The organism is Paraburkholderia bengalensis (genome assembly GCF_037126505.1).
Taxonomy (GTDB): domain Bacteria; phylum Pseudomonadota; class Gammaproteobacteria; order Burkholderiales; family Burkholderiaceae; genus Paraburkholderia; species Paraburkholderia bengalensis.
The window spans coordinates 79,316-101,055 of sequence record NZ_JACFYJ010000010.1; the positions used below are offsets into that span (position 1 = coordinate 79,316).

A 21,740-nucleotide genomic window follows, 5' to 3' on the forward strand; every position below is an offset into this window, starting at 1 on the left:
GTTGCACACGGTCGCAATGACCGCGATAGCTGTGCGTCCTTAGTGGAAAATCAGATACAGAATCACAAGGACGATAAGCGGCACACCTAGCAACCAACCGATCAGATAAGGCATCTCTTTCTCCCTGTGCGACTGCCGAGACCAAGAGGTCGTCGTGACACAGCGCTTGGCCTCTACTGATGCAAGCGATATGCCATTCGCTCCAGATTGCGCCGCAGCATCGCGGCAGACACACGCCAAACCCTTGCCGCGCAACGCTTTCCGCCGTTTTATCCGCGATGCGGACGAATGCGCTTTTTGCGCTCTGCGCGCTTTTTGCCCGAAGCGGCATTGCGGGAATTTGCGCATCGTCGCAATCTTTTCAGTCGGAATTTCTCATTGAATCGAATACGGCGATTTTCACTGCGCGCACTAATATGAACGTTGACGCGCACTGATTTTTCAGTGTTTCAGTTGAGCCGCGGCTGGTGCGTTTTACGGGTGTCCACGCTGGATTCCTCTGAGAGATGCCATGCTGAAGCGTCGAACCTTTCTGCTAGGCGGTGTGGGCGCCATGGGGGCGCTGGTGATCGGGTGGTCCGCGCTGCCGCCGCGCCAGCGGCTCGTCGCGTCGGCGCCGATGCCCGTGCGTGCCGGCGAAGCGGCGCTCAATGGCTACGTGAAGATCGCGGCCGACAACACCGTCACGGTGATGATGTGCAGGGCCGAAATGGGACAAGGCGTGCATACGGGCCTCGCGATGCTCGTCGCGGAAGAGCTGGATGCGAACTGGGCGGATATCCGCGTCGCCAACGCGCCCCTCGACAGCATCTATAACAACATCGAAAACGTGACGGGCGATCTGCCGTTTCGCCCCGACAACGACGGCGTCGCGAAGGAACTGGCCATCTGGTTCACGCGCAAGCTGGCGCGCGACTTCGGCACGATCATGACGGGCGGCTCATCGACCATCAACGACTTATGGCAGCCGATGCGCGAAGCGGGCGCCTGCGCGCGGTCCATGTTGATCGCGGCGGCCGCGCAGCGCTGGGATGTGAAGCCCGCCGATTGCCGCGTCGAAAAAGGCGTCGTGCTGCACGACGCGGGACACCGCGCAACGTTCGGGCAACTCGCGCCGGAAGCGGCGCGCCAGCCGATGCCGCGCAAGCCCGTGCTCAAAGATCCCGCCAGCTTCACGCTAATCGGCAAGCCGCTGGCGCGCATCGAGGCGGCGTCGAAAATGGACGGCAGCGCCGTGTTCGGCATCGACGTCGTGCCCGATGGCCTGCTTTACGCGAGCATCGCGATGTGCCCGACGCCCGGCGGCACCGTCCGGCGTTTCGATGGCTCGGCGGCGGCGGCGCTGCCCGGCGTGCACAAGGTCTTTGCCGTCGGCGCATTCAACGGCGGCACGGGCGGCGTCGCGGTGATCGCGGACAACATGTTTGTGGCGATGCACGCGCTCGACGTGCTGACGATCGAGTGGAACGATGGTCCGACCAGGGGCCTGACGGACGCCGAGGTGGACAGGCGTCTGTCGCAGGCGCTCGACGAGAGCGAAGGTCACGCGTGGTACCGCCACGGCGACGTCGAAGCAGCGCTGAGCCGGGCCGCACAAACGGTGACGGCGCAATATCGCGCACCTTACCTCGCGCATGCGGCGCTCGAGCCTGTGAACTGCACGGCGCAGGTGAAGGACGGCAAGGCGACCGTGTGGGCCGCCACTCAGGTGCCTGCCGTGGCGCGCATGCATATCGCGCGTCTGCTAGGCATCGGCACCGACGATGTCGATTTGCAGCAGCAGCTGATCGGCGGCGCGTTTGGCCGCAGGCTCGAAGTCGACTTCATTGCGCAGGCGGTTGCGATTGCGCGCGAGGGGCAGAGGCGTCCCGTGCAAACGCTATGGACCCGTCCGCAGGACATGCGCCACGACTTCTATCGTCCCGCGTGCCTGTCGCGCTTCAGGGCAGGGCTGGATGCGCAAGGGCGACTGATCGCGTGGCACAACACGTCGGTGAGCCAGTCGATTGTCGCGAAGTGGCTCGCGCGCAACTACGGCATTCCCGATCTCGGCTTCAATGTCGACAAGACAATGTCCGAAGGCGCATTCGATCAGCCCTATGAAATGCCGAACGTGTGGATCGGGCAGCGGCTAATCGAATTGCCCGTGCCCGTCGGCTTCTGGCGCTCCGTTGGGCATTCGCATCAGGCGTTCTTTGTCGAAAGCTTTATCGACGAACTGGCGGTGGCCGCGCGCAAAGACCCCGTTGCCTTTCGCGCGGGTCTGCTGACACACCATCCACGGCATCTCGCCGTGCTGCAGAAAGTAGCGGGCATGTCGGCATGGCGTGCGCCCGCAGTGTGGTCCGACAAAGGCGTGAAGCACGCGCGAGGCGTTGCGTTGCACGAAGCATTCGGCAGCGTGGTGGCGCAGGTCGCGGACGTGTCGTTTGCAGCGCGAAATACGATCAAGGTGAATCGCGTGTATTGCGCGATCGATTGCGGCATGCCCGTGAATCCCAATCTGATCCGGCAACAGGTGGAAGGCGGCATCGTGTTCGGTCTGTCCGCCGCGTTCAAGGAAGCCATCACACTCGACGACGGCGCCGTCGTGCAAAGTCTCTATAGCGCGTTCGACGTGGTGCGCATGGACGAATGTCCCGACATCGTCGTCGCGATCATGCCGTCGCAAGGTCATCCGCAAGGCGTCGGCGAAGCCGCTGTGCCGCCCATCGCGCCCGCTGTTGCGAATGCGCTGTTCGCGTTGACAGGTACGCGTTTTCGCAGCTTGCCGCTGCAGATGCCGTTGTATTCCGTGGAGGCGACATGTCCAGGCTGAACCTCAACGGCAAGACGATCGAGGTGCGCTCCGCTCCCGCCACGCCGCTGCTGTGGGTCTTGCGCTGCGAACTGAAAATGACGGGGACGAAATTCGGTTGCGGCGTAGGCGTGTGCGGCGCGTGCACCGTGCATGTCGGCAAGCAGGCGAAGACGTCGTGTCAGGAAACGCTCGCGGACATCGGCGCGAGCAGCGTCACGACGATAGAAGGTCTGCAGGGGCCGCACGTGCGCGCGCTCAAGGAAGCATGGTTGCGTATCGATGTCGTGCAATGCGGCTATTGCCAGAGCGCGCAACTGATGGCCGCGAGCGCATTGATCCGGCGCAACCCGAGGCCGAGCGTCGAAGAAATCGACTGCGCGATGCACGGCATCATCTGCCGATGCGGCACCTATCCGCGCATCAGGCAGGCGATTCTCGAAGCGACGGGGCAAGTCAGGAGCAGCTGAGCCGGCCCCGCCGTGTGCGGTCTACGCGTTACTGCTGATTGCCTTTCGAATACAGCGTGAGCTTGTTGCTCACCGACGAGACGCCTTGCACGCCTTGCGTCACTTGCGTTGCCTGCGCGATCTGCGAGCCGTCCTTCACCGAACCCGTCAGGAGCACGGCGCCGCCGCGCGCCTTGACGAACACATTCGACACATCGAAGTTCTGCGCCTTGGCCAGTGCCTTGCGGACATCGCGGGCCAGCTTCTTGTCCTCCGGCGTGGATTTCCCCTTCCACGTGCTCGCTGCCGGAGCCGACGCCATCGACATGGAATCGCTGGCTTGCGCGTAGACAGTGGATGTCAGCGCCACGCCTGCGAGTACGGCAACGAGTTGCAGGATATTGCGGGTCTTCATGATTGCTTCTCCTTGTTCGCCTCTGGAACCGCTCAGTCAAAGATAGCCAACAATCTACTTTCCACCAACGTTGCATGCGTTTTTAAGGGAAAACCCGTAGCACTCTATTATCGCGAATAGAGATAACGCTTATTCGTGCTATTGCGTTGCTCGATAAAAGCCTGGCCGGCACACTCTGACACACATCAAAAGCACGCGCATTTCAGGAGACAGACACATGCGTACTCAAGTCGGCATCATTGGCGCCGGTCCCGCCGGACTCCTTCTTTCCCATCTTCTCCACCTGCAGGGCATCGACTCCGTCGTACTCGAATCGCGCAGCCGCGAGCAGATCGAATCGACGATCCGTGCAGGCGTGCTCGAACAGGGCACGATGGATCTGCTGACGCAAACGGGCGTGGGCGAGCGCATGAAAGCCGAAGGCGCGCTGCATCACGGCTTCGAACTCGCGTTCGAGGGCAAGCGCCGGCGCATCGATCTCATGGATCTGACGGGCAAAGCGATCACCGTCTACGCGCAGCACGAAGTCATCAAGGATCTGGTGGCGGCGCGACTGGCCGCGCGCGGCGCCCTGCATTTCGACGTGTCGGACGTATCGCTGCACGATATCGACGGCACGACGCCGACTATCCGCTATCGCCATCAAGGCGAAGCGCATGCGTTGCACTGCGACTTCATCATCGGATGCGACGGCTCGCAGGGCATTGCGCGTCATTCGATTCCCGAAGCGCTGCGCCGCGATTATCAACGCGTCTATCCGTTCGGCTGGTTCGGCATTCTGGTCGAAGCGCCGCCTACGTCGGATGAATTGATCTATGCGCGGCATGAACGCGGCTTCGCACTCGTCAGCACGCGCTCGCATAACGTGCAGCGCATGTACTTTCAATGCGATCCGAAGGACACCGTGGACAACTGGTCGGACGATCGCATCTGGGCCGAAATGCACGCACGCGTCGATTCGGACGAAGGGCACAGGGTCGTCGAAGGCAAGATCTTCCAGAAGAACATTGTCGGCATGCGCAGTGCCGTATCGACGACGATGCAGCACGGCCGGCTTTTCCTTGCCGGCGACGCCGCGCACATCGTGCCGCCGACGGGCGCCAAAGGCCTGAATCTGGCCGTCTCCGATGTGCGCGTTCTGTCCGAGGCATTGCGCGCGTTCTACAAGGAAGATCGCGACGATCTGCTGGAACGCTATAGCGAAACGGCGCTCAAGCGCATCTGGCGCGCCGAGCACTTCTCGTACTGGATGACGCGCATGATGCATCGGCTCGACGATGCATCACCGTTCGAGCAGCAACTGCAAGTCGCGGAACTGGAGCACGTGACGACCTCGCGCAGCGCGGCGATATCGATGGCCGAGAACTATGTCGGCGCGGTGCCCGTTTAAGCGACGCCGGGTGCTTCGGCTGCATTGCGCCGATAGCCGCCCGTCGCGAGCAACAGGCTGCGCGAGTACTCGTTGTCCACCTGTTGCGCGCGAATCCGTTCCACATTCAGCGCTTCGACGATCTCGCCATTGCGCATGATCGCGACGCGCGAACACAGAAAGCCGACGACGGCGAGATTGTGGCTGACGAGAATCATCGTCAGATTGCGCTCCTGATGCAGGCGCTTGAGCAGGTTCAGAATTTCCGCCTGCACGGAGACGTCGAGCGCCGAAGTCGGCTCGTCGAGCAGCAGCACGCGCGGCTCGACGATCAACGCGCGCGCAATCGCGACGCGCTGCCGTTGTCCGCCAGACAGTTGATGCGGATAGCGAAAGCGAAACGACGCATTCAGTCCCACTTCGCGCAGCGCATTGACAATGCGCGCCTCGTGCTCGCCGATTCCGCTGATCCGCAACGGTTCGCGCAACGTCTGGTCGACGGTGAAGCGCGGATGCAGCGAGCCATACGGGTCCTGAAACACCATTTGCACATCGCGCCGTAGCGTCTGCGTGCCTTGCTGCGCGATACGGACCGTGCCGTGAGCGATCGGCGTGAGCCCGCTGAGCGCGCGCAGAATGGTCGACTTGCCCGAGCCCGATTCGCCGACGAGCCCGAACACTTCGCCCTCTCCGACATGAAAACTGGCGTTGCGCACGGCATCGACGGCGCCGGCCGCCGTCCTGAAGCGCACGGTCAATGCATCGACATCGATCATGAGCGGGCTCCTTGCGCGTCGTCGAGCCATGCGGGGTCGCGCGACAACACGGGCAATTCGGCGGGCGGATCGACAAGCGGCGGATTCGCGGCGAGCAGTCCGCGCGTGTAAGGATGCTGCGCATGCACGAGGTCGCGCGCCCCGCAGGTCTCGACGACGCGTCCCGCGTACATCACCACCACGCGATCGCAGAACGACATCACGAGGGGCAGGTCGTGGCTGATGAAAATGAGGCCCGTGTGATGCTTCGCGATCATCTCGTCGAGCACGGCGAGTACTTGCATCGACACGAGCACGTCGAGCGCGCTGGTCGGTTCGTCGGCGATCAGAAGGCGCGGCCCCGTCGACACCATCATCGCGATCATCACGCGTTGGCCCATGCCGCCCGACAGCTCATGCGGATATGAATCGGCGACACGCTCGGGATTGCGGATATGCACGGCCTCCAGCGCCGCGATGATTTTCTCGCGCATCGCGCGGCGGCCGAGCTTCGGCTCGTGCAGCGCGAACGCCTCGCGCATCTGCTGCGCAACCGTCATCACAGGGTTCAGCGAATACTTCGGGTCTTGCAGGATCATGCCCATCTGCTGACCGCACAAACGGCGCCGCTTGTCGGCGCGAAGGGCCAGCAGATCGTTTCCGTCGAAGCGCATCGCTTTCGCCGTGCAATGCGCGGTGGGCGGCAGCAGGCCGAGCAGCGCGCGGCCCGTCAGCGATTTGCCCGAGCCCGATTCACCGACGATGCCAAGCCGCTCGCCCCGGTTCAATGTCAACGAAAGTCCGCGCACGGCTTCGTTCATCTTGCCGTCGTGCGTGCGAAACGCGATGCGCAGATCGTCGATTTCGCACAGCGGTTCTGAAGTGTCGTTCGGGCGCATGTCAATCTCCGTGGCGCGGATCGAATACGTCGCGCAGTCCGTCGCCGAGCAGATTGAACGCAAGGCTCACCAGCAGAATCGCAATGCCGGGAATCGTCGCGACCCACCACGAATCGAGCAACACGTTGCGGCCCGAGGCCACCATGAAGCCCCATTCGGGACTTGGCGGCTGCGCGCCGAGACCCAGAAAGCCGAGACCCGCGACGGTCAGGATGATGCCCGCCATGTCGAGCGTCGCGCGCACGATCACCGACGACGAGCACAACGGCACGATATAGCGCAGCAGAATGCGCAGATTCGAAGCCCCTTGCAACCGCGCGACATGGATGAAGTCGGCTTGCACGAGCCGCAGTGTTTCGGCACGCGCGAGCCGCGCATAGGCGGGCCAGGCGGTAATCGAAATCGCGATCACCGCGTTGATCACGCCCGGCCCCAACGCCGCGGCGAAGGCGAGCGCGAGCACGATCTTCGGGAAGGCGAGCGCGATGTCGGTCACGCGCATCAGCACGTTGTCGACCCAGCCGCCGAAAAAACCCGCCGTCGTGCCGATCATCAGGCCGATGGGCACGACGACCACGACGACGAGTATCGCGATCGACAGCGTGATGCGCGAGCCGTCGATGATGCGCGAGAGGATGTCGCGGCCGAGCTGATCGGTGCCGAGCCAATGCGACGGCGAACCCGGCGGCAACAGGCGATCGGACAGCACCTGTCTGAGGGGATCATGCGGCGCGATCCACGGCCCGACGATCGCCACGATGACGAGCAGCACGAGAATCGCAAAACCGAACACCGATAACGGATTGCCCGCGAAGCGCCGCCAGCGCCTGTACGCGAGACCGAGGGCCGCCTGCCTGCGCGAAGCGGGCGTGTCGGTGAGCAGCCAGGCTTTCCACGTCGGACGGGGCGCGTTCATCGGCCAGTCCTGAGTCGCAGGTTCAACGGGTGGGCGCACGTCGGAGATCTCCGTTGCATCAGCGCGCGCGCGGATCGAACACGCGGTAGAGCGCATCCGTCAGCAGGTTCAACGCGATGAAAGTGATGCCGATCACGAGCGTGCTGCCAAGCACGGCGTTCATGTCGGCGTTGAGCAATGCGCCCGTCAGATACGAGCCGATGCCAGGCCATGCGAACACGATCTCCGTCAGCACCGATCCTTCAAGCAGAAAGCTGTACGACAACGCGATCACCGTGAGCAACGGCACCGCGATATTGCCGAATGCGTGCACCCAAACCACGCGCCGCTCGGACAAGCCCTTCGCGCGCGCGGTGGTGATGTACTCCTGGTTCAGCTGTTCGAGCATGAACGAGCGCGTCATCCGGCTCAGATACGCCACCGAGTAATAGCCGAGTATCGCGGCGGGCAGCGCGATATGCGAGAGCGCGTTGAAGAACACATCCCATTCGCCTGCAAGCATTGAGTCGATCAGCAGGCTGCCCGTGTGCGTATCGACCATGCCGTCGAATACAGGATCGAGCCGCCCCGGCCCCGACACCCAATGCAGCTTCGCGTAAAACAGCAGCAGCCCCATCAGCCCGAGCCAGAACACGGGCACTGAACTGCCGATCAAACCGACGAACCGCGCGACATGATCGATCCAGCGATTGTGGCGCGTGGCCGCAACGACGCCGAGCGGCACGCCGATCAACACGCCGATGATCGTCGACAGCGTCGCGAGTTCGAGCGTTGCGGGGAACACGCGCCGGATGTCGTCGATGACGGGATTGGCCGTCAACAGCGACACGCCCAGATCGCCATGCAGGACCGCGCTCACGTACAGATAGAACTGCTCGGCGAGCGGCTTGTCGAGGCCGAGCTGGATGCGCGCGGCCGCGTAAGCGCTCGCCGACGCGCGATCGCCGAGGATCGCGAGTACGGGATCGATGGGCACCTTGCGGCCGATCACGAAGGTCACGGCCAGCAGGCCCGTGAACGTGATCGCGAGCGTGAAGACCCAGCGCAGCACGCGCAGCGTCCAGCGCACGGTTGCGCGATGCGCGGACGCGGCGCGGATGCGGTCGATGGGAGTGGGCGTCGTGGACATGTCGCGTGGCGCGTTACTGCTTCTTCACGTGCTGATACGACACGAGATCGTTGATCGGACCGACTTCGAGACCCGACACGCCCGGCCGCATCGCCACTTGCGACACCTGCTGGAACATGATGACGAACGGCGACTTCGCGAGCATCTCTTTCTGCATCGTCTGGTAGAGCTGCGCGCGTTTCGTCGTGGACGACTCGGCAAGCGCCGCGTTGGTCTCTTTCGTCAGATCGGGGATGTCCCACGAATTGCGCCACGCCAGCATCTTGTACGCGGACTTGTCCGAGTTATCGGGATTCCACGCATAGCCTTGCGCATTGCTGTGCGGGTCGATGTAATCCGCCGACCATTCGCCGATGTAGATATCGTGCTGACGCGCGCGATACTTCGCGAGCGTCTGCTTGTTGTCGCCGGGAATGATCTCGACCTTGATGCCGCCTTGCGCGAGATTGGCCTGAACGGCCTGCGCGATTTCGTTGTACGGGTAGGCGCTGCGAACGTCCATCGTCACGTTGAAGCCGTTCGGCAAGCCGGCTTTCGCGAGCAGCGCCTTCGCTTTCGCCACGTCCTGATGATACGGATTGCTGTTCAGCGCGCCGAGAAAGCCTTCGGGCAGGAAGGTCTGGTGAACCTTGAAGGTGCTCTTCGTCACGTTCTTCTGAATGCCGTCGTAGTCGATCAGCCACTTCATCGCTTCCTGCACTTCAGGCTTCGCGAGATTCGGGTTCTTCACGTTGAGGCCGAGATACAGCAGCGTCGCTTGCGGCACGGAATTGACGGTGATCTTGTTGGCCTTGGTCAACGCGGCGAGATCATCGGGGCTCAGATTGCGCGCGACATCGGCATCGCCGTTTTCGAGCAGCAGGCGCTGGCTCGACGCTTCCGGCACGTGACGCATCACGATGCGTTTCATTGCGAGCGGCATGCGATAGCCGTCGTACTTCTGCAGGATGATGCTGTCGTTGGCCGTCCACTTGACGAGCTTGTAGGCACCCGACCCCGCCTCGTTCGTGCGCAGCCATTCGTTGCCGAAGTCGTTGGCCTTCTGATGCGACATCAGGAGCGTCTTGTCGAGCACGGATGCCGGCCACGCGCCGAGCACGTTCAGCACGAACGTCGGCGCATATTTCTGATCGGTCGTGATGCTGACCGTCGAGTCGTCGATCTTCCTGATATTTTGCAGCGCGTTATCTTTCGTCAGGCCGATGCCTTGCAGCACGGCGGCCGCGCCCTTGTCGAGCAGCACGCAGCGCTGGATCGACCACGCGACGTCGTCGGCCGTCAGCGGGTTGCCCGAATGGAACTTCAGTCCCGAGCGGATCTTGAACGTGAACGTGAGCCCGTCCGGGCTGACGGTCCACGATTGCGCAACGTCGCCATTGAATTTCGACGGGTCTTTCAGATCGACGCGCACGAGGCGGTCATAGGTATTTGCCACATATTCTTCGGGCACCAGCTCGTATACTTCGCCTGGATCGAGCGTCGAAAATTCATCGAGCGTGGTGGCGATCACCAGCATGTCTTTCGGCGTCGCAGCCAATGCCGTGCTTGTTGTCATTGTCAGCGTCAGGGCCGAGACGACGGCCACTGCCGCTAGCGCATTGCGCAAAACCAGATTCATACCCGCTCCGTGTGTAAAGTGTGAGACCTGCAAACGGACAACCATGAACCAACGCAGTTACATCAGTTTGAAAGGACCGCTTTCGCTGTTGTCGATGACAGGCAGCGCGCGCGAGCCCGGCATTTCGTAATGCCACCATTCGTTCGCAATGTGCTTGAACCCCGCCGCGTGCATGATGCCGAGCAGCAGCAGACGGTTGCGCTGCACGTGCTGCGGCAGCCCTTTGTGAAAGTGCTCGGACTCCTTGACCATCGCGTCGAAGCCCGTGCCCATGTCGAGCGGCTCGCCGCTGCTGTCGACGAGCGTGAGATCGATGGCGGTGCCGCGGCTGTGATTCGAGCCGCGCCCGAGTTCGGCGATGAAGTTCGGATCGGGCAGAAAGTCCCACAGCACCTTTTGCGCCTGCGGCGGACGGTACGCATCGAAAATGCGCAGCTTCATGCCGACGCTGTCCGCGAGTTCGATGGCTTTGCGCAAGGCCGCTTCGGCGGACGCGAGCAGCAGGCAGTGCGCTTCCTTGTAGATCCGCTTGCCCGTGAAATTGTTGTCGGTCGCATAGGCGAGATCGAGTTCGACGCCGTGCGTTTCGGGCGTGATGTGGACGAGTTGTGGCTTGTCGGTCATGGCTATCAAAGGTCGAATTGATCGAGTTCGCGCTGCAACTCGCGGTTGCGTGCGACGCGTACGTCGATGGTCGGGCCCAGCCGTTCGACAATCGACGTGATCAACAGGTTGAACAGACACGTGAGCGGCGCAAGCGAATCCCAGAACTGACCGACGTCGGTCTTCACCTGGATCAGGTCGCAAGCGAACTCGCGAGCCCACGGACAATAGAGATCGGTGACGAGCGTGAAGGGCAGGCCGCGCCGCGCGGCCGCCTCGCAATAGCGGCGCGCGATGCGCGAATACGCGCGCGTGTCGGTGACGATCAGATACGGCGACGCGAACTCGGAGTTCAGCGAATCGACATACGAGCCCGACATGCCGTCGGAGTAGAACACGCGCGGCCGCAGGTATTCGAGGTAACTGTAGAACGCGTTCGAGATGCCGCGCGTCGATTGAATGCCGAGAATGAAAACGGCATCCGCTTCGGCAATGCGCTGCGCAATGCGCGCGAACACCTCGCCTTGCGCCAGCTGATAAACGTAGCGGATCGCGTCGAGTTCGAGATCGAGCGAGTGGACGGGCGCCGTGTCGCGCGAGTCACCACAGTCCGCGCCAGCGTGCTCGCGCTCGTTGCGCCAGGCGTCGAGACGGTCGGTGATGAACCAGGGGCGCGTTTGCGCGCCGCGCAGCTCGCGCTTCAGGTCGTCGAGATTGCGATAGCCGACGCTGCGCAGAAAGCGCCCCACTGAAATGCCGCTCGTGCCCGTCTGCTGCGCGATCTGATCCGCCGTTTCGAGGCCGAGGCGTTCGAGATTCGCCAGCATGTAGCTGGCGATGCGCTTGGCGGTGGGCGTGAGCGTCGCAAAGCTCGCTTCGACGGTGTGGGCGAACGCGGAGGACATCGGCGGTATCGTTGCGGTCTTTGGTTAGTTATCTGTCATTCGGCAGCAACCTGATATGTATATGACAAGGACAATAAAGCAGGCGCTAACTTAATTTTTTTTATCGAATCGTCCAACCTCATAGGGCCGCCCCTTCCCTGCTTGCTCTTGCGAATGGGACTAAGATCGCTTCCGTAGTAACGGGTCCGCGCGCCTTGTGCGTCGCGCGGCCCGCTTCCCGACTTGCACCAGACGGCCGCCGTGCCGTCTTTTTTCGTCTCCGGAACACGGTCGCCGCCCAGGCGTTGCAGCCGTTGCGTCTGGAGGAACCCACCGTACGATCCGGCGGCATGGCGCCGGATTCATCCGATAAGTGTTGGAGGGCTCAACGTGAACAAGCTGACGACTGCTTTTGGCGCACCCGTCGTAGACAATCAGAACATTCAGACGGCGGGGCCGCGCGGTCCCGCATTGCTGCAGGACGTGTGGTTCCTCGAAAAGCTCGCGCACTTCGACCGCGAAGTGATTCCCGAGCGCCGCATGCATGCCAAGGGCTCGGGCGCATTCGGCACGTTCACGGTCACGCATGACATCTCGAAGTACACGCGCGCGAAGATCTTCTCGCAGGTGGGCAAGAAGACGGAACTGTTCACGCGCTTCTCGACAGTCGCGGGCGAGCGCGGTGCCGCCGACGCCGAGCGCGACATTCGCGGCTTCGCCGTGAAGTTCTACACGGAAGAAGGCAACTGGGATCTCGTCGGCAACAACACGCCCGTGTTCTTCCTGCGTGATCCCCTCAAATTCCCCGACCTCAATCACGCGATCAAGCGCGACCCGCGCTCGGGTCTGCGCAGTGCCGAGAGCAACTGGGATTTCTGGACGCAACTGCCCGAAGCGCTGCATCAGGTGACGATCGTGATGAGCGATCGCGGCATTCCGAAGTCTTTCCGGCATATGCATGGTTTCGGCAGCCACACGTTTAGCTTCATCAACGCGGACAAGGAACGCTTCTGGGTGAAGTTCCATCTGCACACGCAGCAAGGTATCCAGAATCTGACGGATGCGGAAGCGTCGGCGTTGGTCGGCGTCGACCGCGAGAGCTCGCATCGCGATCTGTACGAAGCGATCGAACGCAAGGAATTTCCGAAGTGGACGATGTTCGTGCAGATCATGCCGGAAAAGGACGCGTCGAATACGCCGTACAACCCGTTCGACCTGACCAAGGTCTGGCCGAAGAAGGACTATCCGCTGATCGAAGTGGGTGTGATGGAATTGAACCGCAACGCGGACAATCACTTCGCGGATGTCGAGCAGTCCGCGTTCAATCCCGCCAACGTGGTGCCCGGCATCAGCTTCTCGCCGGACAAGATGCTGCAGGGCCGGCTGTTTTCGTATGGCGACGCGCAGCGTTATCGGCTTGGCGTAAATCACAGCCTGATTCCCGTCAACGCGCCCAGGTGTCCGACGCATAGCTACCATCGCGACGGCTTCATGCGCGTGGACGGCAACATGGGCGGCACGACGCCGTACAACCCGAACACGCGCGGCGAGTGGCTCGACCAGCCGGATTTCAGCGAGCCGCCGCTGTCGATCGAAGGCGCCGCCGATCACTGGAACCATCGCACCGACGACGACTATTTCTCGCAGCCGGGCGCGCTGTTCCGCCTGATGAGCGCCGAGCAGAAGCAGGCGCTGTTCGATAACACGGCGCGTGCATTGGACGGCGTCTCGGAGCCGATCCAGAAGCTGCACATCGAGCATTGCACGAAGGCCGATCCTGCCTACGGGCAAGGCGTCGCGGCCGCGCTGGAGTCCGCGAGCAAGGGTGGCGCGACGCCCAATCGCGCGCTGTAACGCCGCGCTTGCGCGAGGCGTCCATGCAAAACGGGCCGCTGTTTAGCGGCCCGTTTTGCAAATCCTTCCACACGTCTGCTACGCGTGTCCGTTACACGTGTCCGTTACACGTGTCCGTTACTTCAGCGACGCGACGAAAATACGCGCCACTTCTTCCAGCCCGCGACGGTCGTCTTCATCGAAACGCGCGAGCACCGGACTGTCGATATCCAGCACGCCGATCAGTTCGCCATTGGCCTTTTGCAGCGGAATCACGATTTCCGAGCGCGACGCCGAATCGCACGCAATGTGACCCGGAAATGCGTCGACGTCGGGCACGACTTGCGTTTCGCGCGAGTCCGCCGCGCGTCCGCATACGCCGCGGCCGATCGGAATGCGCACGCAGGCGGGCTTGCCCTGAAACGGGCCGACCACGAGTTCGCCGTCGAGCAGGAAATAGAAACCCGCCCAGTTCAATTGCGGCAGGCTGTGAAAGATCAGCGCCGACAGGTTCGCCGCATTGGCAGTCTGATTCGCTTCGCCCTCGAGTAGCGAGCGCGCCTGCGAGGCCAGTTCCCGATAGAAGTCGGCCTTGGGCAGCGCGGTGTTGATGGTGGCTTCGAACATCGGATGCACTCACGTTTGGCTGCAATGAAAGCGTGATTTTCGCATCAACGCGCAAATCGTGACGGCGCGGTGACGCGCGCGCTTTCGGTCGCGCGCGATTCGACGCAAAGCCGGTGCGTGCATGGCCGTCGCGTTTCAGATGCCGATGAACTGCGCGAATTCGTCGAGCGGCGTGCGCTGCGCGCGCCACTGGTTGATCGCGGCGTCCGTGTCCTCGTAGCCGATCGCCATGCCGCTGAACAGCATGCGGTCGTCGGGCAGATCGAGAAACGCGCCGATGGTCTGCGGATATTGCGCCCAGCATTCTTGCGCGCAGCTATGCAGTCCTTCTTCGCGCAGCAGCAGCATCACCGTCTGCATGAACATGCCGAGGTCGGCCCATTGCGGCGGACCCATCCGTCGATCGACGGTGCAAAAGAGCGCGAGCGGCGCATCGAAGAACGCGAAGTTACGCGCGAACTGCGCGAGCCGCCCTGGCCGGTTTTCGCGCGCGATGCCGATGCTGTTGTAAAGATCCTCGCCGACCTGAAAGCGCCGCTCGCGATAGGGCGAGTGAAGGGCGGGCGGATACACGTTGTACTCCGTCTCTTCGCCGCTGGGCGCATCGACGATGCGTTCGCGCATGATGTGCTTGAGCCGCGCGAGCGCTTCGCCGCCCACGACATGGATATGCCACGGCTGTAGATTGCCGCCCGAAGGCGAGCGCGCGGCGGTGGCGAGCACGCGGCGGATCACGTCGGGGGCGACGGGCGTGGGAAGAAATTGTCGGACGGATTTGCGGGACGTGACGGCGTCACTGACGTTCACGCTGTTCTCCTCGGCATGGCATGAGCGGTTGTCGATGTCGCGAAGCGGGATGCAATACGGGCAATGCAAGACACTCGCCGATGATACAGGCGCCCGCGTTGCGCCTGTCGCGCTAAAGCTTCCGTAAGACTTGCCGTTAATGCGGGCGAATCAGAACGACCACATAAACGGGGAGCCGCATTTGAACACGATGAAGCTGGCCACACATGTCGCGGCGCTCGCCGCGTTCGCCGGGCTTGCCGGTTGCGTCACCAGCGAGCACCAGATCGCGACGGCGGGCGTGCCTGCGAAGCCGCGTCCCGCCGTCGTCGCGGTGCAGCCACCGCCGCCTGTTGTTGTCGTGCGCACGCCCGCGCCGCCGCCGCCCGTGTACGTGGCCGCGCCGAGCGATGTCTATATCGCGGGCATTGCGGATCGCGATGTGGTGTTCGTCGGCGGCAGCACCTACCTTTGGGTGGTGGGAGCGGACGGCAGGCGGCATCGGCAGTTCTATGCGCGCGGCGACCGGCGCGCGGAAGTGTTCCGTCGGCGCGAGCATCTGCGTGTCGAGATGGCCCGCCATGGCGGGCATCCGCCCGTTCATGCGATGGCGCCGCATCACGGCGAGCATCGACCGCAGCATGCCGGGCGGCCGGCGTACGCGCATCAGCCGCCGCATCGGCCGCAACACGGCGATGGCTCGCATGTCGGTCATGCCGACGCGGGACATCGCCCGCAGCCGGGAACGGCGCGCGTCGCGGAGCAGCGCGGGCATGAGGGATCGCAAGGACCGCGCGATCACCGCCAGGCGCCGCGCGTCGACGAGGCGCAGCAGCCGCAGCATCGGCAGGGGCACGCGGGCGCATAAGCGCGTGGCGGGCGCATAGCGGGATATGCGGGCGCGTAAGCGCGCGGCGGGCATGTAGCGGAATATGCGGGCGCGTGAGCACATAGCGCGTAAAGCAGGATTTCTGGACGCATAGCAGGCGATTTGCGCCCGAGGCGAGCGAGTCGCCATCGCCCGTCGCGCATTGCCCTCAAGTGATGCCCTTTTTCATGCCCTTTTTCATGCCCGCTCGCATGCCAGCGTCACGCCCGAGGGGCATGCTCCCATCGACACGACCGTACCCGTGCGCGTCACGCCTCGAGACGTTGCGCGCAGCGTTTGCGCCGCACGCGCGATTACCTTCCCGACCCGTAGGCGCGCACGAAAAACGCGACCGTGATGCACGCGGTCAGCGCCAGCGTGCCGTAGCGGATGACGCGCGCGGGCGCGCGCCGGCCCACCTGCGCGCCGCCGTAGCCGCCGACTATCGCGCCGACCAGCATCGCGGCTGTTTCGGGCCAATGCACAACCTGCGCGACGACGAATGCGACCACGGCCATCGTGTTGGCCGCGCTGACGAGCAGCGTGCGCGGCGCGTTCAAGAGCTTCAGCTCACGGCTGTCGAGCAGTCCCCACACAGCCATCATCATGATGCCGACCGCGCCGCCGAAGTACCCGCCATACACGCCGAGCGCGAACTGGACGACGAGCACGGCCGTCTGCCCGATCTGCCAGCGCTCACGCATCCATTCGCCGAAGCGCTTGCCGAACGCGAGCGCGAACGTCGCGACGAGCAGCAGCCAGGGCACGATGAAGTCGAAGGTCCTGGCGGGCGTGAGCAACAACAGCAGCGCGCCGCCTATGCCGCCGACGACCGTCGTGACGAGCAGCGCGCGCAACGGAACGGGGCCGACGGGGCCGAGCCCGTCGCGATACGCCCATGCGCTTGCGAGACCGCCCGGATACAGCGCAACGGTGCTCGACGCGTTCGCCTGGACGGACGGCACGCCCGCCGCGATCAGCGCGGGCAACGTGACGAACGAGCCGCCGCCCGCCAGCGCATTCATGCCGCCCGCGAGCAGCCCGGCGCCCGCCACGAGAAGGAGATTGTTCATGCGACGCATCATAGGCGTGCACGCTTCGCGGATACAATCGGGATTCTCCGATGCCAGCGTTCGCCACAACCGAAGATGACGACGTCGCGTTTCGATCTCACCGACCTGCGGCTATTCCTGATGGTCGTCGAGCAGGGCAGCCTCACGCGCGGCGCGCAAGCGATGCATCTCGCGCTGGCGTCGGCGAGCGAGCGCATCTCGGGCATGGAGTCGGCGCTCGGCACGCCGTTGCTCGAGCGTACGCGGCGCGGCGTGCGCCCCACGCCCGCAGGCGAGGCGCTCGTGCGCCATGCGCGGCTGATCGTCGGACAGGTCGAGCAGATGCGCGGCGAGCTGCGCAGCTACGCGAAAGGCCTCAAGGGCCGCGTGCATCTGATGTCGAACACGGCGGCGCTCGCCTCGTTTCTTCCCGAGCAGATCTGCCGCTTTCTCACTGCGCATCCCGATCTTTCCGTCGATATCGACGAGCGCCCGAGCGCGGACATCGTGCGCGCCGTTGCCGAAGGGCGCGCGGATCTCGGCATCGTCGCGGATATCGCGGACCTCGCCGCGCTGCAGACGCACATGATCGCCGACGATCAACTGGTGGTGGCGGCGAGCCGCGCACATCGCGTGGCGGGCAATGCGCGCGTCGCATTCGCCGATATCGTCGACGAGGCGTTCGTGGGGCTGTCGGATGCGGCGCTCGAGCGTCATTTGACCGAGCGCGCGTCGCGGCTTGGCAGACAGATGCAGTATCGTGTGCGCCTGCGCAACGTCAGCGATCTGGGGCGGCTGATCGCGGCGGGCGTCGGCATCGCGATTCTGCCCGCCGCCTGCACGCAGCCGCTGCACGACGCGGATCTCGTCGTGCTGCCATTGTCCGAAGCATGGACGACGCGCCGTCTGCATCTTTGCGCGCGCGACTTTGCGGCGCTTACGCCGCATGCGCATGCACTTGCGCAGCAGTTGATGACGCTTTGCGAATGACGCTACGGCAGCGCGCGCGGCGACATCCGTGCAAGCGCGGCCGGCTCCGTGCGCAACACCGAATTGAAGCGCCGCATGTGCAGCGCGACGCGGCGCGCATAGCCCTTGCCGCCGCCGCTATAGCGCCACAACGCGGCGTCGATGTCGCCGCCCGACTGCACCAGATAGTCGCGCAGGATCGATGAGCCGATGCGCACGTTGATGGCGGGATCATCGAGTTCCTTCACGTTGGCGAACGCGCGCGGATGCGCGGCGGGCAGCACCTGCATCAGCCCGCGCGCGCCGATCGCGCTGACCGCGCGCGGATCGAAGCCCGACTCCACGGCCATCACCGACAACAGCAGCACGGGTGACATCGAATAGCGGTTGGCTTCCGTCAATACGGCTTGCGCGATCTTCAGCGCATCGGTGGCGCGGACGCGGAACTGCGCGCGCAGCGTCGCGACGATATCGGCGGGAGACGGGAGGGCGGGCGAAGCAGGCGCGGGCGTGTCAGCCGCTGCCGATACCGCTGCCGATGGCGATGCCGCTACCGTTTGAGCGTTGGGCGCAGCCTCGGCGTGCGCGGGCGGCAGCGCACTGCAGAGCGCGAGGCTCGCGGCCATCAGCGCGAACTTGAAGAGCGTGGATTTCCAGCGTGCTTTAACGAGGTCATGATGTGCTTGCATATCGTCAGGAACGAGCCCGGATGCAAGCACTGTAAAAAAGTTGCCGTCGAGAATTTCAAAAGAAACGCGCGCTACGCGTTAACGCCGCGTAAACAAGGCGCGGCTGTTCAGCCTTCGTCAAAGCTGCGATTCGATGGGCAGAATGCCGAGGAACCAGATGCCCGTCTTGCGCAGCGCCGACACGTCGGGCTCGCTGTCGAGCACGGTCACCGTGCCGTCGGGTGCCGTATCGATCCACACGATGCTGCTCGTGCCGTTCGCATTCGGGCGCAATTCGAGCCGCCATGCAATGCGATCGAGGCCCGGTTCCACGGTGTCCGCGACTTGCGCCGCCGCCTCGGGACTGTCGCAGAACACGCCGATTTCCGTATTCAACTCGACGGAGCGGGGATCGAGATTCATCGAGCCGATGAAGATGCGCTTTCGATCGAACACATAAGTCTTGGCATGCAGCGATGCCTTCGACGAACCGAACACATGCTTCTTGTCGTTTGCCTTGTCGTCCTTGTCGGTTGCTTTGCCGCTGTTCGTCGGCTTGAGTTCGTAGAGCCGCACGCCCGCTTCGAGCAGCGCCTTGCGGTAGCGCTGATAGCCCGCGTGCACGGCAGCGACATCCGTGGCGGCGAGCGAGTTCGTCAACACCGTCACGCGCACATGCTTTTGCGTGAGACCGGCAAGCCACGCGACGCCCTCTTTGCCGGGCACGAAATAAGGCGAAATGACGAGCAATTGCTGTGCAGGCTGCAAAGCGAGCGCCTTGAATTGCGTCATCAGATGGCCTCGCGAATCGCCGGGCGAGCGCGTGATTTTGGCGGGGTCGTCGTAGAGCAGCGTGGCCTTGCCCCACGAGAACTGCGCGTCGGGCGAATGGATCACGTGTGTGAGTCTGTCGCGTGCGTTCACGACGTAGGGGTTGTTCTCCTCGGAGGCGAGATAGGCGTCGAGCTTGTTGCGCACGGCGGGAAGCGCGTCGCTATCGGCGTTGCGGCCCATCAGCCGGTCGATGGGATAGGCGGCATCGGAATTCCAGAACAGGTCGAACGCCGACGATACCTCGTTCACGACGGGGCCATGCACGAGCACATCGAGATCGCCGAATGCGACATCGGCCGATGCGCCGAAGTACTCGTCGCCGATGTTGCGCCCGCCGAGTATCGCGCCTGCGTTGTCGGCGATCATCGACTTGTTGTGCATGCGCCGGTTCACGCGGAAGAACTCCGTGGCCATGCCGATCTTCTTGAACGTGCGATTGGCGACAGGGTTGAACAGGCGGATCTGCACGTTCGGATGGGAGTCGAGCGCGAGCAGCATGTTGTCGTCGGCATTGGTGCCGAGGTCGTCGAGCAGTATCCGCACGCGCACGCCACGATCGGCGGCGCGCAACACGGCGGCGCCCAGTTCGCGGCCCGTCAGGTCGTCGTGCCAGATGTAGTACTGGAGATCGAGTGTGCGGTCCGCGGCTTCCGCGAGCACGAGCCGCGCGACAAGGGCATCGACGGCATCGGGCAGCAGATGAAATGCCGTCTCGTCGGGATGGCCCTTCTCCTGCTGCGTGAAGGCGACGGCGAGGCGCGTGTCCTGCGCGGGCGGGATGGCGTGCGTCTGAACGCGATCCGTTTGCGGCGGCAAGCTCGCGCACGAAGTCAGCAACGCGACGGTGAAAGCCGCAATCAGACTTCGTAGCATGACCATGGGCGCACTCCGCGATGGGGATGCGCGTCAGATTAACGGGACTGAACGTCCCTTACAAGCGACGGCGAATCGCGCGTCGTGCGAGTGCCTGATTCGAACGAGCGCGAGCGGGCGCGAACGATCGGCACGCCTACGAATGCAACGTCCGGGCGCGTTTCAACGCGGCTGGGCCGAGCAGCGTCGTCAGGATGTTGACGACCATCAGCGGATCGGTCGGCTTGGCGCACACGCCGTCGAAGCCGCCCGCGCGCAACGCCTCGTAGTCATCGTCCGCTTCGTACGCGGTGTAGGCGAGGAGCGGTACGCGAGCCGTCGACGCCGTCTCGCGCAGCGTGCGCGCGACCGCGAGGCCCGACAGGCCCGGCATCGCGATGTCGAGCACGATGCCGTCGGGCCGCCATTCGTTGGCGATCTTCAAGGCGTCGCAGCCGTTGTATGCGACGCGTGTTTCGAAGCCGGCATTGTCGAGAAACGCGGCGAGCGCGTCGGCGCTATCGATGTAGTCGTCCACGATGAGGATGCGTGGCGGCATCGATTGCGCGGCGACGCGCGTTGCCGTCCAGACCTGACTTCGAGTCGGTGAGAAGGGTGTGCTGCGCATTGCGATGTCCCCCTGATTTTCTGAACGCTGACGTCGACCGTCTCGTAAGTAAACGCAGCAACAGGTATTCCAACCGGCGTGCTACCTACATGCCGGCTCGCCCGAAGCCGGCTACAGGCGGCGCGCGGGCCGGTTCGCGAGACCGCAAGACTGTGCCGCTGGCGACGAAACCCTACGGGCGATGGGGAAAGCCCGCGCATTTTGTTGCAGCTTTTTCACACGAAAGCGCCGCCCGCGAGACGGGCAGCGTCCGCCGATGCGTGCAGTGCAGCGCAAATCCACGGGACCAGCCTGTTATTTGCCATGCTAGGATTCGACCATTCGCCGGGAGAAACCCAGACCCGCATTGCATCGCACTTTCTTCGCTACAGGAGGTTTGCCATGCATTTCGACTACAAGGGATTCCATATCGACTGCCGGGCGCGGCACGACGAAGACGGCCACTACGTCGCCCAGGCCAAACTCACCCGGCCGGCAGCGGCCAATGCCCCGGCCGAAGTCCATCAATCGGGCGACATCGATTCGTTCGTCGACGAATCCGACGCCATGACGTGTGCGCGAACGTGGGCGATCGAATGGATCGACGAGAACTGGGACTAGCGCGGCCGCTTACCCACACGCGCCCCCATTTACCGAACATTGCTTAGTTTGCCCTCCGGCGGAATTCGCCGGGACGTGCGCGTGCGGCTCTGGCCCCGCGCCCGTCGTGCGCGTTCCACCGCCGTTGTGCGCCCGTTCAAAAACTTTAGGGGGGAATTCCCCAGATTGTGGGTCATCGGCTTGGCACCT

General features: G+C 63.6%; 22 protein-coding genes. 7 read left to right on the forward strand and 15 right to left on the reverse strand.

Going from position 1 to position 21,740, the window contains the following annotated elements:
• Positions 1 to 39: 39 nt before the first annotated feature.
• Positions 40 to 348: a hypothetical protein gene (locus H3V53_RS09185; RefSeq protein WP_336597687.1), complete on the reverse strand. Its 309-nt coding sequence runs from the start codon at positions 346 to 348 to the stop codon at positions 40 to 42.
• Between the two features lie 163 nt (positions 349 to 511).
• Here H3V53_RS09185 and H3V53_RS09190 point away from each other — a divergent pair, with 163 nt between their 5' ends.
• On the forward strand, positions 512 to 2,818 hold the full coding sequence (locus H3V53_RS09190; protein ID WP_336597688.1) for a xanthine dehydrogenase family protein molybdopterin-binding subunit: 2,307 nt from the start codon (positions 512 to 514) through the stop codon (positions 2,816 to 2,818).
• The gene (locus H3V53_RS09195) at positions 2,806 to 3,267 is read left to right on the forward strand and encodes a (2Fe-2S)-binding protein (protein WP_336597689.1); all 462 of its coding nucleotides are present in this window, start codon (positions 2,806 to 2,808) and stop codon (positions 3,265 to 3,267) included. The genes H3V53_RS09190 and H3V53_RS09195 overlap by 13 nt, the downstream gene beginning before the upstream one ends.
• A 28-nt stretch (positions 3,268 to 3,295) precedes the next feature.
• On the opposite strand, the gene H3V53_RS09200 is transcribed toward H3V53_RS09195, so the two are convergent.
• Positions 3,296 to 3,661, reverse strand: a complete 366-nt coding sequence (locus tag H3V53_RS09200) for a BON domain-containing protein (protein WP_054923949.1) — start codon at positions 3,659 to 3,661, stop codon at positions 3,296 to 3,298.
• Between the two features lie 217 nt (positions 3,662 to 3,878).
• Between H3V53_RS09200 and H3V53_RS09205 the strand changes: the two genes are divergently transcribed.
• Complete coding sequence (locus H3V53_RS09205) at positions 3,879 to 5,051, forward strand: 4-hydroxybenzoate 3-monooxygenase (protein WP_336597690.1); 1,173 nt, start codon at positions 3,879 to 3,881, stop codon at positions 5,049 to 5,051.
• Here the strand turns inward: H3V53_RS09205 and H3V53_RS09210 are convergent.
• The 7 genes from H3V53_RS09210 to sapR are packed head-to-tail and all read right to left on the reverse strand — an operon-like array spanning position 5,048 to position 11,855.
• Positions 5,048 to 5,806, reverse strand: coding sequence for an ABC transporter ATP-binding protein (locus H3V53_RS09210; RefSeq protein ID WP_336597691.1), 759 nt, complete (start codon positions 5,804 to 5,806; stop codon positions 5,048 to 5,050). The two genes, H3V53_RS09205 and H3V53_RS09210, sit on opposite strands and share 4 nt — an antisense overlap.
• Positions 5,803 to 6,684: an ABC transporter ATP-binding protein gene (locus H3V53_RS09215; protein ID WP_336597692.1), complete on the reverse strand. Its 882-nt coding sequence runs from the start codon at positions 6,682 to 6,684 to the stop codon at positions 5,803 to 5,805. The genes H3V53_RS09210 and H3V53_RS09215 overlap by 4 nt, the downstream gene beginning before the upstream one ends.
• A gap of 1 nt (position 6,685) precedes the next feature.
• The gene (gene nikC, locus H3V53_RS09220; protein WP_054923964.1) at positions 6,686 to 7,600 is read right to left on the reverse strand and encodes a nickel transporter permease; all 915 of its coding nucleotides are present in this window, start codon (positions 7,598 to 7,600) and stop codon (positions 6,686 to 6,688) included.
• 58 nt (positions 7,601 to 7,658) lie between these two features.
• On the reverse strand, positions 7,659 to 8,729 hold the full coding sequence (locus tag H3V53_RS09225) for an ABC transporter permease (protein ID WP_336597693.1): 1,071 nt from the start codon (positions 8,727 to 8,729) through the stop codon (positions 7,659 to 7,661).
• 13 nt (positions 8,730 to 8,742) lie between these two features.
• Positions 8,743 to 10,347: an ABC transporter substrate-binding protein gene (locus H3V53_RS09230; RefSeq protein WP_336597694.1), complete on the reverse strand. Its 1,605-nt coding sequence runs from the start codon at positions 10,345 to 10,347 to the stop codon at positions 8,743 to 8,745.
• Between the two features lie 57 nt (positions 10,348 to 10,404).
• Positions 10,405 to 10,971, reverse strand: a complete 567-nt coding sequence (gene ddpX / locus H3V53_RS09235; RefSeq protein ID WP_336597695.1) for a D-alanyl-D-alanine dipeptidase — start codon at positions 10,969 to 10,971, stop codon at positions 10,405 to 10,407.
• Positions 10,972 to 10,976: 5 nt separating this feature from the next.
• Positions 10,977 to 11,855, reverse strand: coding sequence for a sap1 transcriptional regulator SapR (sapR, locus tag H3V53_RS09240; RefSeq protein WP_336597696.1), 879 nt, complete (start codon positions 11,853 to 11,855; stop codon positions 10,977 to 10,979).
• Between the two features lie 369 nt (positions 11,856 to 12,224).
• On the opposite strand from sapR, the gene H3V53_RS09245 reads away from it, so the two are divergent.
• Positions 12,225 to 13,688: a catalase gene (locus tag H3V53_RS09245; RefSeq protein ID WP_336597697.1), complete on the forward strand. Its 1,464-nt coding sequence runs from the start codon at positions 12,225 to 12,227 to the stop codon at positions 13,686 to 13,688.
• A 117-nt stretch (positions 13,689 to 13,805) separates the two neighbouring features.
• Here the strand turns inward: H3V53_RS09245 and H3V53_RS09250 are convergent, their stop codons facing one another.
• Both H3V53_RS09250 and H3V53_RS09255 read right to left on the reverse strand, forming a co-directional pair.
• Positions 13,806 to 14,294 carry a GAF domain-containing protein gene (locus H3V53_RS09250; protein WP_336597698.1) on the reverse strand — a complete coding sequence of 163 codons (489 nt, stop codon included), beginning with the start codon at positions 14,292 to 14,294 and terminating at the stop codon, positions 13,806 to 13,808.
• Between the two features lie 135 nt (positions 14,295 to 14,429).
• Entirely contained in the window at positions 14,430 to 15,101 is a 672-nt protein-coding gene (locus tag H3V53_RS09255) for a nitroreductase (protein WP_336597699.1), read from the reverse strand.
• Between the two features lie 190 nt (positions 15,102 to 15,291).
• On the opposite strand from H3V53_RS09255, the gene H3V53_RS09260 reads away from it, so the two are divergent.
• Entirely contained in the window at positions 15,292 to 15,948 is a 657-nt protein-coding gene (locus tag H3V53_RS09260; protein WP_336597729.1) for a hypothetical protein, read from the forward strand.
• Between the two features lie 314 nt (positions 15,949 to 16,262).
• Here the strand turns inward: H3V53_RS09260 and H3V53_RS09265 are convergent, their stop codons facing one another.
• Complete coding sequence (locus tag H3V53_RS09265; protein ID WP_054923969.1) at positions 16,263 to 17,021, reverse strand: TSUP family transporter; 759 nt, start codon at positions 17,019 to 17,021, stop codon at positions 16,263 to 16,265.
• A gap of 75 nt (positions 17,022 to 17,096) precedes the next feature.
• Here H3V53_RS09265 and H3V53_RS09270 point away from each other — a divergent pair, with 75 nt between their 5' ends.
• The gene (locus H3V53_RS09270; protein WP_336597700.1) at positions 17,097 to 17,990 is read left to right on the forward strand and encodes a LysR family transcriptional regulator; all 894 of its coding nucleotides are present in this window, start codon (positions 17,097 to 17,099) and stop codon (positions 17,988 to 17,990) included.
• 2 nt (positions 17,991 to 17,992) lie between these two features.
• Here H3V53_RS09270 and H3V53_RS09275 read toward each other — a convergent pair whose 3' ends face one another.
• From H3V53_RS09275 to H3V53_RS09285, 3 genes are all read right to left on the reverse strand, one after another.
• Positions 17,993 to 18,658 carry a lytic transglycosylase domain-containing protein gene (locus H3V53_RS09275; protein WP_336597701.1) on the reverse strand — a complete coding sequence of 222 codons (666 nt, stop codon included), beginning with the start codon at positions 18,656 to 18,658 and terminating at the stop codon, positions 17,993 to 17,995.
• A 117-nt stretch (positions 18,659 to 18,775) separates the two neighbouring features.
• Positions 18,776 to 20,350 carry a phospholipase D family protein gene (locus tag H3V53_RS09280; RefSeq protein ID WP_336597702.1) on the reverse strand — a complete coding sequence of 525 codons (1,575 nt, stop codon included), beginning with the start codon at positions 20,348 to 20,350 and terminating at the stop codon, positions 18,776 to 18,778.
• 130 nt (positions 20,351 to 20,480) lie between these two features.
• Positions 20,481 to 20,951, reverse strand: coding sequence for a response regulator (locus H3V53_RS09285; RefSeq protein ID WP_336597703.1), 471 nt, complete (start codon positions 20,949 to 20,951; stop codon positions 20,481 to 20,483).
• A gap of 381 nt (positions 20,952 to 21,332) precedes the next feature.
• Between H3V53_RS09285 and H3V53_RS09290 the strand changes: the two genes are divergently transcribed.
• Complete coding sequence (locus H3V53_RS09290; RefSeq protein ID WP_054923971.1) at positions 21,333 to 21,551, forward strand: hypothetical protein; 219 nt, start codon at positions 21,333 to 21,335, stop codon at positions 21,549 to 21,551.
• The last annotated feature ends 189 nt before the right edge of the window (positions 21,552 to 21,740 follow it).

Bases quoted from the DNA above. Each gene is read 5' to 3' on its own strand.
- H3V53_RS09285 (WP_336597703.1), bottom strand. From the start codon at position 20,951: ATGCGCAGCACACCCTTCTCACCGACTCGAAGTCAGGTCTGGACGGCA.
- H3V53_RS09195 (WP_336597689.1), top strand. From the start codon at position 2,806: ATGTCCAGGCTGAACCTCAACGGCAAGACGATCGAGGTGCGCTCCGCT.
- H3V53_RS09225 (WP_336597693.1), bottom strand. From the start codon at position 8,729: ATGTCCACGACGCCCACTCCCATCGACCGCATCCGCGCCGCGTCCGCG.
- H3V53_RS09265 (WP_054923969.1), bottom strand. From the start codon at position 17,021: ATGAACAATCTCCTTCTCGTGGCGGGCGCCGGGCTGCTCGCGGGCGGC.
- ddpX (WP_336597695.1), bottom strand. From the start codon at position 10,971: ATGACCGACAAGCCACAACTCGTCCACATCACGCCCGAAACGCACGGC.
- H3V53_RS09205 (WP_336597690.1), top strand. From the start codon at position 3,879: ATGCGTACTCAAGTCGGCATCATTGGCGCCGGTCCCGCCGGACTCCTT.
- H3V53_RS09190 (WP_336597688.1), top strand. From the start codon at position 512: ATGCTGAAGCGTCGAACCTTTCTGCTAGGCGGTGTGGGCGCCATGGGG.
- H3V53_RS09290 (WP_054923971.1), top strand. From the start codon at position 21,333: ATGCATTTCGACTACAAGGGATTCCATATCGACTGCCGGGCGCGGCAC.
- H3V53_RS09215 (WP_336597692.1), bottom strand. From the start codon at position 6,684: ATGCGCCCGAACGACACTTCAGAACCGCTGTGCGAAATCGACGATCTG.
- sapR (WP_336597696.1), bottom strand. From the start codon at position 11,855: ATGTCCTCCGCGTTCGCCCACACCGTCGAAGCGAGCTTTGCGACGCTC.
- H3V53_RS09250 (WP_336597698.1), bottom strand. From the start codon at position 14,294: ATGTTCGAAGCCACCATCAACACCGCGCTGCCCAAGGCCGACTTCTAT.
- H3V53_RS09270 (WP_336597700.1), top strand. From the start codon at position 17,097: ATGACGACGTCGCGTTTCGATCTCACCGACCTGCGGCTATTCCTGATG.
- H3V53_RS09200 (WP_054923949.1), bottom strand. From the start codon at position 3,661: ATGAAGACCCGCAATATCCTGCAACTCGTTGCCGTACTCGCAGGCGTG.
- H3V53_RS09210 (WP_336597691.1), bottom strand. From the start codon at position 5,806: ATGATCGATGTCGATGCATTGACCGTGCGCTTCAGGACGGCGGCCGGC.
- H3V53_RS09260 (WP_336597729.1), top strand. From the start codon at position 15,292: ATGAAGCTGGCCACACATGTCGCGGCGCTCGCCGCGTTCGCCGGGCTT.
- H3V53_RS09185 (WP_336597687.1), bottom strand. From the start codon at position 348: ATGCGCAAATTCCCGCAATGCCGCTTCGGGCAAAAAGCGCGCAGAGCG.
- H3V53_RS09275 (WP_336597701.1), bottom strand. From the start codon at position 18,658: ATGCAAGCACATCATGACCTCGTTAAAGCACGCTGGAAATCCACGCTC.
- H3V53_RS09230 (WP_336597694.1), bottom strand. From the start codon at position 10,347: ATGAATCTGGTTTTGCGCAATGCGCTAGCGGCAGTGGCCGTCGTCTCG.
- nikC (WP_054923964.1), bottom strand. From the start codon at position 7,600: ATGAACGCGCCCCGTCCGACGTGGAAAGCCTGGCTGCTCACCGACACG.
- H3V53_RS09280 (WP_336597702.1), bottom strand. From the start codon at position 20,350: ATGGTCATGCTACGAAGTCTGATTGCGGCTTTCACCGTCGCGTTGCTG.